The 15271-nt window shown below is 49.1% G+C and carries 2 protein-coding genes; both read right to left on the bottom strand.

Annotated elements, in window-relative coordinates; translation table 11 throughout:
* Positions 1-69 precede the first annotated feature (69 nt).
* The gene (locus JOE49_RS11575) at positions 70-3939 is read right to left on the bottom strand and encodes a non-ribosomal peptide synthetase (protein ID WP_209941240.1); all 3870 of its coding nucleotides are present in this window, start codon (positions 3937-3939) and stop codon (positions 70-72) included.
* Positions 3940-3943: 4 nt separating this feature from the next.
* On the bottom strand, positions 3944-15259 hold the full coding sequence (locus JOE49_RS11570) for a hybrid non-ribosomal peptide synthetase/type I polyketide synthase (RefSeq protein WP_245248371.1): 11316 nt from the start codon (positions 15257-15259) through the stop codon (positions 3944-3946).
* Positions 15260-15271 lie beyond the last annotated feature (12 nt).

Below are 15271 nucleotides of genomic sequence, written 5' to 3'. Positions count from 1 at the left end.
CAACTTACACGATCATATCAAATAAATACTCCTGCTTGGGGTCTTCAACCTCCAAGCAGGAGCATAATCTTACCTCAAAAATGTATTCAGCACCAAACCTACAGACACGGCTTGGGCTCCTTTTACGATAGAGAAATGATCGCCAGGCACTTTATGCGTGAACATTTCCCCCTTACAATACAATTCCCATCCTTTATATCCTAATTCCCAGGTATGTTCTGAAATAAACAAACATACAGGGGCCTTTACAGCTCGATCGGGCTGGTAGACATGCTGCATTTTCACCCAATGATTCACACTTTTAAAGCGTTCTAGTAATTCACTCCGTCCCAACTCATTAAATTCCGGTAGCAAGGGGAGTACACTGGCTGGAAATGCTCGCTTCCAAAGCGATAAATCCAACGTTTCTTCCATCCTCTCCAGTTCCTGAATATGGTGGTCCCAGTGATCTTCCTTGCCATACTTCAAAGGTGGCAGTGTGTCCAGAATGGCCAAAAGTTCGACACGTTCTTCTTGTTCTTCCAATTGTCGGGTTATTTCGAAAGCAAGCGTTCCACCCATACTCCACCCCGCAACATAATACGGGCCTGTTTCCTGAATGCTTTTCAATTGATTCACATATCGGTGTGCCGCTTCCTTCATCCCAGCTGTTTTATTTTCAGCAAGAATCGAAGCATCCATTTTTATGCCCCAATAATTCCAAGTAGCTGTAAGTCCGTTGACCAATTCCATGTAGCAACTGACATCCAAGCTTCCATCATGGATGAAAAAAAGGTGCTTATCCTGCGCTGTGCCGGGCTTTAAGAGGACAAGCGTGTCTGCTCTGGCTGGAAACACACTTCTTTCCTTTCCCTGCAATGCACTTGCCAGTAGGCGGATAGTAGGAAAAGTAAATAATTTGGTGAGCGGTAGGTCTATCCCTAACTCACGCAAAACTAGTGAAACCAGCTTGGTAGCCTTGAGCGAGCTTCCTCCCAGGGTGAAAAAATTGTCCGTTACACCAATGCGATCCGTCGGCAGGTTCGTGGGCAGAACCATCGACCAGATGCGAACCAGCTCCTGTTCCAGTTCATTGCAAGGAGGGACATATTCATTCTCCCGCAGTGCTTCAAGATCAGGCTCTGGCAACGCGTTCCGATCAATTTTGCCATTCACATTCAGTGGCAAACGCGGAAGTCGGATCAGACAGGCAGGAATCATATAATCCGGTAAATATGTAGCCAGCTCCAGCCGGACTTCTGCCTGTGACATTTCTACGTCGGAAACAAAGTAAGCACAGAGGTATTTGATCCCGTCGCTGTGCTGACGAACAAGCACGACTGCTTCCTGAATCCCCTCTATATGTGCAAGCCGTGCCTCAACTTCGCCGGTTTCAATACGAAAGCCCCGAATTTTGACCTGGTGATCCATGCGACCCAAAAAAACAAGCGTTCCGTCAGCCAGCCATCGGGCACAATCTCCAGAACGGTACATACGCTCTTCTGGGAGCCAGGGATGAGAAACAAATTTGGCTGCCGTTAATTCCTCCCGAGCCAAATAGCCACGCGCCAATCCTTCACCTCCAATGCACAGCTCACCCGGTACTCCAATGGGCTGAAGTTGATTGGACGCGCTCAGGATATAGACCTGTGTATTGGCGACAGGCTTGCCAATCGGCACGTTATGGTCATAGTCCTCCTGAATCGTATGGAACGACGTAAAAATAGTATTCTCCGAAGGACCGTAGGCATTGACAATCGTTAAATCCGGCTGGGCGGCGCGAAGGAGATTCATATGCTGCGGAGACAAGGCGTCTCCCCCGGTCATGATCAATCGAAGTCCAGTAAAGATGGAAGGTTTCTCATCAATCAGCTGATTTAGCAAAGGAGCCGTGAACCATGCCATCGTGATTCCATACTGTGCCATCCTCTTGCCGAGTATGTCGGCAGATAAAAGCTCTTCTTTTTCAATGAGATACAAGGTTGCCCCGCTCAGCAGTGTTCCCCACAGTTCAAAAACCGACACATCAAAGGCCAGGGAACACGTCTGCAATATTCGATCCTCTTGCGTAATAGCCAACGGCCCTGGCTCTAACACTAGGCGAGCAAAGGATTGATGCTCAATCATTACACCCTTTGGTTGTCCTGTAGACCCCGAAGTATAAATGATGTACATCACATTGTGCGCCTGATTGCTGTCCTCCAGATTACGGGGTTCTCCCGTATAGAGACTCGGGTCTGTGAGCAGTAACATGTCCACCCCAGGAAAGCGTCTGGTGCTGGCAGTCGGTAGAAGGCATATTTTCGCCTGACTATCCTGTAATAGATATTGAATCCGTTCATCTGGGTAGAGCGGATCAATCGGTAAATAAGCGGCCCCGGCCTTCAAAATAGCTAAAATACCAACAATCATCTCCAACGCAGGAGTAGCTAAAATACCGACGACATCTTCTGCCTGAACTCCCTTTTGCCGTAAAACCCGCGCCAATTGATTGGCACGTTCATTTAATTCATCATACGTTAGTTGCTTTTCTTTCCACCTCACGGCTGGATGGTCAGGCGTCCGTATCACTTGCTGTTCGAACAGTCGATGGATGGTTACCCCATGCGAATTTTTTTCGTATGCATTTTTGCTGTGGGTCTGATTAAAAGTATGAAGTAAAACGGTGCGCTCTTCTTCTGTAACCATATCAATGTCTTCAATCCGAATATCGGGTTGTTCGCCAATGATTTCGACAATTCTGGTAAAATGTCGTAGCATCCGGCGGGCGCTTTCCTCCGTAAACAACGCTTTGCGATATTCCAGTTCCAGCCCGATACCCTCCTGCATTTCGTATGCATACAAGGTGATATCAAATTTAGCGATTTTATGTTCAAAAGTATAAGGAGAAAACGTGACCTCTGTTGCCTGCACGACAGGCTGCGGTACATTTTCCAATACAAAGCAAGCATCAAATAAAGGATTACGACCACTGATTCGTTCAGGATTGACCTGCTCCACCAGCATATCAAAGGGGTAGTCCTGATGCTCAAACGCAGCAAAAGTTCGGTCTGCCACTTCTTCCAGAAAATCAGAGAACCGCTTGGTTCTCTGCGGTTTCTGACGCAAGGCGAGCGTGTTCACGAACATGCCCACAATCCCTTCAAACTCGGAATGAGTCCTTCCGGCGACAGGTGTTCCGATGACCAGATCCTCCTGTCCGGCATATTTGGACAGAAGGATGCTGTACGCGGCGAGTAGAACCATATACAACGTAACATTGTGCTGCAAGCATAATGCACGCAAGGAGTGAGCCGTGTTAGCTTCAATCGAGTACGATACGATCCCGCCGCTGTAATCGGACCTTAAGCCTTTTCCATCTGTAGGCAGCGACAGCAGAGGAACATCCTCTGTAAATTGGTTCAGCCAAAATTCACCCTGTTTCTGAATATGAATATCACTTAATTGATCGTTTTGCCAGATCGTATAATCGACATACTGAAACTCTAATGGAGCAAGCTCCTGTCCCTGATATAGAGCCATCAGCTCTTCAAATATAATGTTGATGGTTACCGCATCCGCGATGATATGGTGGATATCAAACAGGAACAGAATCTCCCCATCAACCAAAGGTACAAGCTCAGCCCGCCATAGAGGGGCCTCGTTCAGATTGAACGGACGGATAAACTCGTTAACAAGCTTATCCGTACTCTGATCCGAACGTTCTCTATAGGGAATCGATACATCGATGGATTCATGGACGAGTTGTAAAACCTCGCCGTCCTTTTGAATAAAGGACGTTCGCAAGCCCTCATGACGTTCTGTCAGCCTACACCATGCTCTGTACAGCCGCTCTGGCTCCAGCGCTCCTTTGATGATTCGAATGCTGGGCATATTATAGATGATGTTAGGTCCGAGAAGATCATGAATCAGATATAGCCGTTTTTGCGCCGAAGATGTTTCATATCCTTCATAATGCATGATGCTAAATCTCCCTCCGTCGGCGTTCTTTTTTCTCTACTTTTACTGATGACAGTGCATGCTGCTGAACTGGGATGACTTCTCTCATAAGCTTTCCATCGCCCCGAAGTATGTTGCTAATCTCGGTTTCCTCTGTTCTGAAAAACTCAATGGCAAACGGAACAGATTCATGAATAAGCTGAACAATCTCGCCGTTGATCACATCAAATGTGGTCCTAAAAGCTTCGTGACGCTGAATAAGCGCTTGGAAGGCTCCCTCAAGTCTGGCCAGGTCCAGTTCTCCTTCCAGCATCATGGCGCCCGGTAGATTATAGCTTAGATCCTCTGGATTCAGCTCGTGCATCATAAAAAGACGCATTTGAGCAGACGAGGCCGGATAATGGGCGCTTGGAGTCGCAGCAGGGATCAAGGAACGGACTGTCGCTTCATCCTCGTGATGACACTCAACTCTTCTGGAGCTTATGTGATCTGAAAGTTGTCGAATAGTCGGAGCTGCAAAAAGTTCCTTTAAAGTAATCTCGATGGCCAACATTTGACGCACACGCAAAATGAACTGGTAAGCGAGCAACGAATCTCCGCCAAACTCAAAGAAATGATCATCTATACCTACTGCGCCTGTTTTGAAAATGTCCGCCCACAACAGGAGCAGTTGCTGTTCCATTTCGTTGCGGGGCTGTGTATGCTCTTTGCCGGAAGGCAACTCTACCCCCAAGGTATTTAACGCCTTACGGTCCAGCTTTCCGCTTGAACCAAGAGGCATCGTTTCCACCTTCATAAAACGTAAAGGAATCATATATTCCGGCAATCGTTCCAGCAAAAATGCCCGCAGTTCTCGAACTGTACAGTCGGTTTGCACAACCAGATAAGCACACAAATACTTGTTGCCCTGCTCATCTGTCAAATCAAGTACAGCCGCCTGCTGAATGTCGTTATTTTGCAAGAGGGCTGTTTCAATTTCACCTGTCTCAATCCGGTAGCCTCCGATTTTCACCATTTGATCCGACCGTCCCATGTAAACAATCTCGCCGCTAGGCAGCATCCGGGCAAGATCGCCTGTCCGATAGATTCGTTCACCTGGTACAAAAGGATTGGGGATAAAACGCTCTGCCGTAAGTCCATCCAGATGTACATACCCGCGTGCCAGATGGCACCCTCCCAGACAAAGCTCTCCTACCTGCCCCAAACCAACCAACGCCAGCTCCTGATTTAAAATATACGCCCGGGTGTTGCCCACAGGCCGTCCGATCGGAATCGGACCTTCGGAAGATACAGACGTACACGTATAGGCTGTTGCAAACACACTGGCTTCCGTAGGCCCATACAGATTAAGTAATCTCGCTTCCGGGAACTTCAGATTAAAACTTCGCACCTGCTCCTGGCCTATCTGTTCGCCACCCGACATGACCCAACGCAAAGTGGCTGCTTGGATTGTATCCTCGACTGAAAGCTCTGACAAAAACATTTGCAGCACAGTAGGAATGAAGAAAGCCACTGTAACCTGATGCCTGTGAATGGTATCCAGCATTTGACGGGTATCCGTTTCTGCACCTGCCTCCAATAACACCAATCGTCCTCCGCCCATGAACCAGCTGAAAAGCTCGACGATGGAACCATCAAAGGTATAGGATGCTTTTTGCAGCACCGTGTCCTGCTCCCTTAAACCAAGCTGTTGTGCCAGCCATACCACTCGCGCACTAAAGGCGTGATGCTCCACCATCACCCCTTTGGGCTGCCCCGTTGAGCCGGAGGTGAAGATGACATAAGCTAGATGATCAGGCTGGATGACAAGCTCTGGATTACCTCGTTCTTGCTGATCCTGACACAGTAAGTCAACGTCGATGACCTGCTGGATTCCTTCATCTACCCAGTTGGCATGGCATTGCTGATGGGTCAGAATCCATTCGGCACCAGCGTCTGCCAGGATGTAGCGAATCCGTTCCTTTGGATCGGCTGGATGAATGGGGAGGTACGCCGCCCCTGCTTTTAACACGCCCAATAAAGCAACAATCATTTCCGGTGAGCGCTCCATAACAATAGCTACTATTTGCTCCGGCCGGGTACCGGAGTCCAGTAGGCTATGTGCAACCAGATTCGCCCGTCGATTCACTTCTCCGTAGCTGATCTCCTGTTGACCGGAAATGAGAGCGATCTGCTCAGGGTTTCGGCTTGCTTGAACCTCGAAATATTGATGTAACAGCTTTACGGACCCCGGACCCATGTCTGTCTGATTGTAATCATGGACAAGTGTCTTCCATTCCGCCTCGTTCACCGATTCCGAAGCCGCTATGGCAAGCTCACTCACCCAGTCCTCTTCCTTGTGGACGCTTGCTGACTCAAGTATTTCCTCTCTGTCCCGCTGATTCGGGTCAACTGCCACCTTTTCTATCCGAAGCTCTCCAATCTTTTGCTGTGGATTGACAAGGACAGTGTGTAAGATTTGAAGGAATTCCCGGCTCAAGCGTTCCACCGTCTCCCCGGTAAAGAGATCTACATCGTATTGAAGGATACATTCGATATGCTCGTCGGTCATAGCTGCGGTAAATGTTAAATCGAATTGTGCTCCTGTATACTCCGCTTCATCACATGGAGTCAGTTTCAGGCCGGGTAATTCTACGATGGTACGGGAAGATTCGTTCAATAATGCAAACATGGTATCGAACAGCGGATTGCGACTTGTTTGGCCAGCCAAATTCAACTTCTCAACCAGTTGCTCAAACGGATAGTCCTGATGCTCAAAAGCCTGAAGAGAACGTTCCTTTACCTGCATTAAAAATTCGTGCACTGTCATGTCCTTCTTCGGCGTGTTGCGAAGGGCCAACGTATTGACGAACATGCCGACAAGAGGACTCAGGCTCGCATGAGTTCTGCCGGATACCGGAATGCCGACGATAATATCTTCCTGCCCACTGGCTTTGGCCAGCAATAGGTTATAGGCCGCCAGTAGAACCATAAATACCGTGACATTTTGTTGCAGGGCAAAGCGTTTTAACTTCCACGTCCATTCCTGATCCAGCTCAAAATGAATGGCTTGCCCTTCACCTCTTCTCACATCGGGGCGTGAAAAATCCGTAGGCAATTCCAGCTCTGTAATTTCCCCTTGAAAAAGCTCCAGCCAAAACTGCTCCTGCTGACGGAATTCCACACTGTTCAAAAACTCACGCTGCCACACGGCATAGTCTTTATACTGGATCGTCAATTCCGGTAAGTTCATGCCCCCGTATAAACGAGCAAATTCCTCGACGATTATCTCCTGGGAAAGACCGTCCGTAATAATATGATGCATATCAATGAACAGCAAATGACGGTTGGCAGGCTGATGAATAACCTGAACGCGGAACAATGGCTTTTGCCGGAGATTAAAGGGCTTGATTAATCCCTCCTGTTCCACTAATATTCCACGTTCACGGCCCGATTGAATTTCTTCTATCCATGTCGCTAACCCTTGAACCGTCCCTGCCCGGAAGAAATCGCGCAGTGTCAGATTTACATTCCATTCCTTGTTAATAAGGTAGACCAGCTTGGTTGCCAGCAAGGATTGCCCGCCCAGCAGGAAGAAGTCATCCTGTGTGCCAATCTGCTCCCGGTGCAGGATTTCCGACCAAAGCTCAACCAAGCGCTCTTCCAGGGGTGAAGCTGGCTGCACATAGGCCGTACCGACCTTGATACTTTCATTAACTTGCGGTAAAGCATGACGGTCGATTTTTCCGTGATGTGTTAACGGGATCTCATCGACTCGAACAAAGTAAGACGGAATCATATATTCAGGCAAGGTTACCGACAGATGGGTCTTCAGTTCTGCCACCGACAATTCCTGATCTGTAACGATATAGGCGCATAGCTCATGCATACCAGGCTGGACTTCCTGAACCAACACCACTCCATCCTGTATACGCGGGTGCTGGAGCAACGATTTTTCAACCTCGCCCGGCTCAATGCGGTAACCCCGCACTTTAACCTGCTGATCGACTCTTCCTAAAAATTGAATTTGCCCATCTTCAAGATATCTGCCCAGATCACCCGTTTTGTACATCCGCTCGCCCGGTATCCACGGATTTGCTACAAACTGCTGCTGCGTCAGTTCGGGGCGGTTCATATAGCCGCGTGCAACTCCCCAGCCTGAAAGGCATATTTCACCGGGTACCCCGATAGGCATAACATCCGTACCCCTGCGATTCATGATGTATACCTCAGCATTGGCTACAGGCCGTCCGACAGGCAATGGATGGACAGCTGGAATATCCGGCACACAATAATAGGTAGCACAGACGGTCGCTTCTGTTGGTCCGTACGTATTGTAGACCTTTGCCGAGCGCAACAACTGGGTGACATATTCACTTTTCAGCACATCCCCCCCGCTAATATAAGTGCGAATATGCGGGAAAGGGGGCAGTTGATTCAGCTCATTTAAAATAAACGGCGAGGCGCTGACCACGGTCACTTGCTGCTGGCGAATGAATTGGTTCAGCAATTGGATGTCCTTCAGTTCATCCCGTGAAACCATAGCCAGCGTTCCCCCTGCTGCCAATGTAGGGTATATTTCCTCCACGGATGCATCAAAGGTAATGGCTGCCTGCTGGAGCACTACGTCCTCAGCCGTTAGATGGAATTCATGCTGGAAAGCCGTGATGTAATTCGTTACATTTCTATGCTCAACCATGACTCCTTTGGGCTTACCGGATGATCCTGACGTGTACAAAATATAAGCCAAATGGTGAGGTGCCACAGGCTCCTTGCCTGCAAGTGCAAAAGCTAGATTATCAGCATCTACGCTGTACAAGGCCGGATCACTTACATCCATGACGGACCCTGTAAAACGAAGCGTGTCGATGCTGACGGTGTCCGTAGAAGTTAGGAGCAGAGACACGCCGCTGTCCTCCAGCATGTAGGCCACCCGCTCCGTCGGATGTTCCGGGTCCATAGGGACATAGGCTGCTCCTACTTTGAGTACGGCAAGCATGCTGGTCAGCATATCTAGCGAACGGGGGACCAGGATACCGACAGCTTGGTCCGGTACCAAATGATAAGTTAGCAAGTGCCGGGCAAGCTGATTAGCTCTGATATTCAATTGGCTGTAAGTCAGCGAATGCTCTCCGTAGACGGCAGCAATCCGCTCAGGTTGCTGTTCTGCCTGTTCTTCAAACCACTGGTGAACCAGCTTTTCCTGTGGGTAATTCACCCGGGTTTCATTCCACTCGTACAGGGTTCGCTGCTGTTCTTCCGCCTGATTCATGGAAATGAGGCCAATCGGCCGCGAAGCATCAGCACAAACTTCTTGTAAAAGATTCTTGTAATAGCTCGCAAGCCGACGTATGGTCTCTCCCTTGAACAGTTGGGTCGCATACTCAAAGTGAAAACGCAGCTTGCCTTCATTTTCAACCCATATGACTGTCAGATCGACTTGGACAGCCTCCATCTTAGCTTCCAACGGAGTAAAGCGAAGCCCGTTGATGCTCATCGGCTCCCCCCGAAAGTTCTGGGAAATAAACTGAACATCAAAAAGTGGGTTCCGGCTCCGGTCTCTCGGTACGTCAAGCTGATTCAGCAGCATTTCAAAGGGATAATCCTCATGCTTATAGGCTTCAAGCGCGTGCTTCTTAACCTCCTGCAAATATGCTGCGAAAGGCTTATCTTCGGCTGGCGCAGTTCGCAGGGCCAGCGTATTGATGAACAGCCCAATCATGTGCTGAACCTCTTCCGACTGGCGACCTGCGCTTGGAATGCCAATAATGATCTCTTCCTGATTCGCATATTTGGCCAATAAAGTACTATAGACAGCGTACAGAAGCATAAAGAGCGTAACCCCATGCTGTACCGCTGTTTTTTTAGCCAAAGCTGTTAATTCCTCATTCAGATCAAATGTATAGACATCCCCGGCATTGCTCATTTGCGCTGCCCGCGGCTCATCTGTAGGCAAATCAAGTACAGGCAGCGTCCCCTTAAATACGTCCAGCCAGTATGCCTCCTGCTTTTTCATTTCGGCACTGTCCAGACGCTGATTTTGCCACAATGTAAAATCAGTATATTGCATAGGCAGTTGCGGTAGATCCTGTCCAGAATAGCCCTGTATCATTTCACTTAATAAAATACCAATCGAGGCTCCATCGGCTGCAATATGGTCAACATCGCACAGAAAGAGGTGGGAATCGTCCTTCAGCCGGATCAGCTTCGCCTTTAACAGCGGCGCACGATTCAGGTCAAAAGGACGGATAAATTCATCCACATACGCTTCGAGTTCGCGCCCGTCCCCTTCGCTATATTCCAGCGAAAAATCCACCTCCGGGTACACTCTCTGTACCAGTTCGTTATCCCGCAACTCAAAAGCGGTGCGCAGCGAGCTATGACGACGAATTACCGCATATATGGCTTTCTCCAACCGATGATGATCCAGATTACCAGTGATGGTCATCGCACTGCATAGATTGTTCAAGGTGCTATGTCCTGCCATTTGACGCATCATATAAAATCGACGTTGCGTCGAGGAAGCTGGGTACACCTCACGTTGTTCCACCGGATGAATGATCAGATTTTTGTCAGCTGATTGGGGTGCAGGCAGCTCCGTTTCCGTCAGAAGAGGTTGCTTCGCTTCTCCATCCGTATACAGGGCTAATTCGCTGACCGTCATATAGTTGAAGATATCGCTCATATCCACTTTTTTGGACAAGCTTTGATTCATCTGTCCCACCATTTTACTAGCAATCAGGGAGTCTCCTCCCAGCTCATAAAAACTGTCATAGATGTTCAGCTCATCAAGCCCCAGCACTTCCGCCCATATGCTTGCGATCACCTTTTCAGATGAGCTATATTGTTCTGTTGCCCGACCACGCAACTGCACAGGACGGCGCACGGCAGCAGATGACGTGACCGCATGGTCATGCAGAAGCCGACGATGACGGTCCAGAATAGCCCGCATTTCATGAGAAAATCCGAAAGGAATGGCAGCGGAATCCAGCGCGGCCACCTGAGCGTAATTCAAGCCACCCACAATGACACGGGGAACGGGATGAAGCAATAATTGTTCAAGAGCGGCCAGTCCCTCTTGTGTGGACAGAGCCTGAAATAAGCTCTCTTGGAAATCAACCTCATGCTCAAAAGCCATCCCAACTTCCTGCCAAGGAGCCCAGTTGATGGCAAGCGTACGTCGGCCGGAGTGATTCCGCCACTCGGCAAAGGCATCCAGATAGGCGTTGGCTGCCGTGTAGTCGCTTTGGCCTGGTCCACCCATCAGTGAAGTCACAGATGAAAAAAGAATAAAAAAGTCCAGTGTATCCGCAGTGGTGATTCGGTCAAGCACATGTGTGCCTGTTACCTTCGGAGCCAGTACCTCGGTAAAGCGGTCCTGGCTCTTGAGAGCCATAAAACCGTCTCCAGCCACACCCGCAGCATGGATGATACCGTGAATAGCCCCATACTTGTGGCGAAGTTCATTCAAGGCTTGCTTCATAGCGGTCTCGTCAGCTACATCGACAGCATAATATTCTACCTGCGCTCCCTGCTGCTCCAATTCCAGTAAGGCGGTAACCGTATTCTGCATCCTTGTATTCATGTCTGGATTTGAGTTCTGTCTTATGTTTTTTGGGCTCCCGTTGGAATCGGCGTTTGCAATGGCCTCCCATTGCTCCTTGGGTGGCAAAGGCTTGCGACCTATCAATCCCAGTGTGACCTGACCTTTAGAAGCAAGCCATTTACCGATTGCCAATCCCAGCCCGCCAGTACCCCCAGTTATGACATAGGTTCCCTGCGGTCTGATCGTAATCGGGTCAACTTCGCTTTCCGTCAGATCCACAGGTTCAATCTGCTCTACATAACGTTCGCCGTTACGCCAAGCGACCAGAAATGTATCATCATCGTGCCGTAGGGAATGAATGAGTTCTGAAGGCTGGGTGCTTGTATTTATATCGAGGCAACGGCAGCTCAGATCAGGGTATTCCTGACCGATGACCCGGGCCAGCCCAAACAAGCCCGCATGTTCTGGTTTTAATTCATTTTCCAATTCATTCACTTTATAAGCCTGCTCAGCGATCACCGTCAGTTCCTTAACAGCTGACTTGGTCTCTGCGATTGCCTTAGCCAGATGAAATAGCTGCACCATAGACTGCCCGTTCCAGAGGTATATCAGTTTCTTAGCATTCTGACATCGCATCTCTGTCAACAAGCGTATATGATCTTCCTCGGAACCAGTAGAGAAGTAAGCATGGTCTGACATTTTAGTAAAGGTGACTCCCCGCTTCACTTCAACCACATCATACCCTTCGTGCGCTAACAATCCACGTAGCGTTACACCGATCGGACGGTTATCTGTGAATAATAAAACTGTTTCCAGCGGTGTGGGTAACACTGAATCATTTGCGGTCCGGGTTACTGTATCTTCTTCATACTCGGAGGGTGCTTGTTCTTGCTTTTTCCATACAATCTGATGATATTTATGATGTTCTGTATAGCGGGTTCGTTTAAGATCCGCCTCGTGTACACGTTTGACTGCATAATCTTCAATTTCTACCAGTACCTGACCTTCGGCACCCAGAATGAGCACATCTACCGTTAAAATTTCTCCACTTTCCCTGACCTTATTTTTTTTGCGCAGATAGCTGTAGCAAAGCCGTGGGAGGGAGTCGTAAATGCGCAGCTTGTGATATGAAAATGGCAGGAACAGGCCATTTCCTAAACTCTGGCTTGCTACCCCGACGGCCACATCCAACAAAGCGGGATGCAGCACGTATTGACTTACATCCATTTGATAGGCTACGGGCAGCTCCAGCTTAGCCAACACTTGATCTGTTCCAATTGCAATCGTCCGCAGCGTCTCCCACCGCGGCCCGAATGAAAATGCAGCAGCCGCTTCGGCATGATTCTCACCGACTACTACTTCCTGATCGTTGCACTCAGTCCGAATATCGCCCAGACTCATAACAGGTTGGGCTGCCTTTACAAATACCGCGCGCCCCTGTGCATGCCTTACCCAATGCTGCTCCCACGGCTGAACTGAGGGTCCCGTCCGGCTTAATACCTTAAACGAAAACGTCTCACCCTCCCGTTGCAAAACGGTGTGTACTTCTCTTTCTTCCTCTGCATCCACGATGAGCGGAGAAATAAACTGGATATCATATAGCTCCAGCACCTTGCCTGGACGCTTGTATTTTTCCAACCCTGCCCTAACCATTTCCAGATAAGTGGTTCCTGGTACAATACAGTTTTCCATAATCTTATGCTCGCTTAGTACCCAATGACGCCCAACAGAGAAACGGGTCAGGTAAATATCCTGATCCTCGGTTTCTGCCAAACAATAGTCCAAAAGCGGATGTGTTGTTTCCATCACTGTGAATTTTCGAACATGGGAAGCCTGAGAAACGACTGCCTTCTCCTCTACCTCTATCCAGCATCGCTTAGGCTCAAAAGGATAGGTGGGAATGCTTCGTCTGCGGCACGCTTTGCCTTCATACAAGCTCTCCCATTCCACATCTGCTCCCTCAACATACATACGGCACAGAGAATCCAGCGTATCGAACTCGAATGAAGACTGGGTCAGTTTCTCTTTGGCTGATGCTGTCAGTCTTCTGGATTCCTCCAGCGTAAGCTCCCCTGCTTCTTTTTCCTTCTGTGCAGATACAACCTTATGACGTCCAAAATACACACCCGGTATGAACTCTTCTTGTTGCGCTTGTCCGCTGAAGCCTGAGGTCTGTATTTGAGTCAGCTTTGCCCCCAGATCATCCCAATCCCGGCACAGAATCGCTAGACGAAAGCCATACTGCCCTCGTCCGGTATTGGCGGTATAACAAAGATCGCGTAACGGATAGGTTTTGGGTTCCATGACATATTGCTGATATTGCTTCACATAGGCTGCAAGCACTGTTTCATTTTTAGCAGATAACGTAAAAAGCTGAACCGTTTCCGGTGTTTCCTGCTCCAACTGGCCACCATCCTGCATTTCAGCCCATGCCGGGGCCTCTTCCAGAACGACATGGCAGTTCGTACCGCTGAGCCCGAAGGAACTGACTCCGCAGCGTCGCGGAAAATCCTCCTTGGGCCAAGGCTGCAGCTTGTCATTCACATATACAGGCGAATCAATAAAGCTAATATCCGGGTTCGGGTAGGTAAAATGTAGGCTCGCCGGAATTTCTGCATGCTCCAAAGCGAGCACTGCCTTTAAAAAGCCCGTGATTCCCGCACTGTTATCCAGGTGACCTACATTGGTTTTGACCGAGCCTATGGCACAAAATTGATTCCGGTCGGTATACTGCCGAAAGGCTCTCCGTATACCATCAATCTCCACTGGATCACCCAGCTTGGTGCCTGTCCCATGAGCTTCAATATATGTAATGGTATCCGGGTCAATCCCAGCATCCTTCCAGGCCCGTACAATGACATCCTCTCCTGCCAGCGAATTGGGAGCCGTAATCCCGGCTGAAGTCCCGTCATTGTTCACAGCACTGCCTTTAATGACAGCATAAATATGGTCCTGATCCTGAATGGCCCGCTTCAAGGGTTTGAGCAGAACAGCGGCTACACCTTCTCCTCCACCTGTGCCATCTGAAACGCTATCGAACGTTCTCGTCCGGTCATCCGAGGAGCCTACACCCAGCCCCCCGCCCTTTCCCTCTTTTATAGGTACAAGTGTGACCTTTACCCCGCCGGCAATCGCCGTATCGCAATCGCCGTGCCGCAAATCCCGGCAGGCCAGGTGAATGGCCACCAAAGATGAAGAACATGCGGTATCCACCAACAGACTGGGCCCTTTTAAATCCAGCAGATAGGCGATCCGACTGGCAATCATGGAATGGATATTACCTGGAATCGCTGAAGAAGCTGATGAAGGAGCCATTTCTGCTATAAACCGCTTGTACTCCTCACCAAAATCACTGCTGTAGCCGACATAGACTCCTGTCCGACTACCGGAAAGCATTTTACCACCGTACCCCGCATCTTCAACCGCCGCCCAGGCAGACTCCAAAAACAGTCGCTGGTTTGGGTCCATCAATCGTGCTTCAGCCGGAGAAAGTTGAAAAAAGGGATAGTCGAACTTATCAATTTCTTCTAGAAATCCACCTTCATTTAATGCCGTTTGTTCATTTAACAGCCCGGCTTGGAAGAGGCTCTCCAGCTCCCTTTTTCGTCGGGCAGGAAAAGGGCGTATGGCGTCCTGCCCCGCCCGCAGAAGATCCCAAAACTGAGCTGCATTTTCACTTTCGGCAATTTTACAGCTAATCCCGATGACTGCAATATCCGAATCTCGCAGCTCATTAACCGCGATCGGACCCGCGTCCTGAAAATCCTGTTCATTGAATTGAAGAGCCGCCAGATTGAATCCTGTTTTTGTCATCATCGTACTCCCTTC

Source organism: Paenibacillus sp. PvR133, assembly GCF_017833155.1.
GTDB lineage: Bacteria > Bacillota > Bacilli > Paenibacillales > Paenibacillaceae > Paenibacillus > Paenibacillus polymyxa_B.
Note: the sequence above shows the minus strand (reverse complement) of the source record. Positions and strands in the feature narration are given on the sequence as shown.

Bases quoted from the DNA above. Each gene is read 5' to 3' on its own strand.
- JOE49_RS11575 (WP_209941240.1), bottom strand. From the start codon at position 3,939: ATGCATTATGAAGGATATGAAACATCTTCGGCGCAAAAACGGCTATAT.
- JOE49_RS11570 (WP_245248371.1), bottom strand. From the start codon at position 15,259: ATGATGACAAAAACAGGATTCAATCTGGCGGCTCTTCAATTCAATGAA.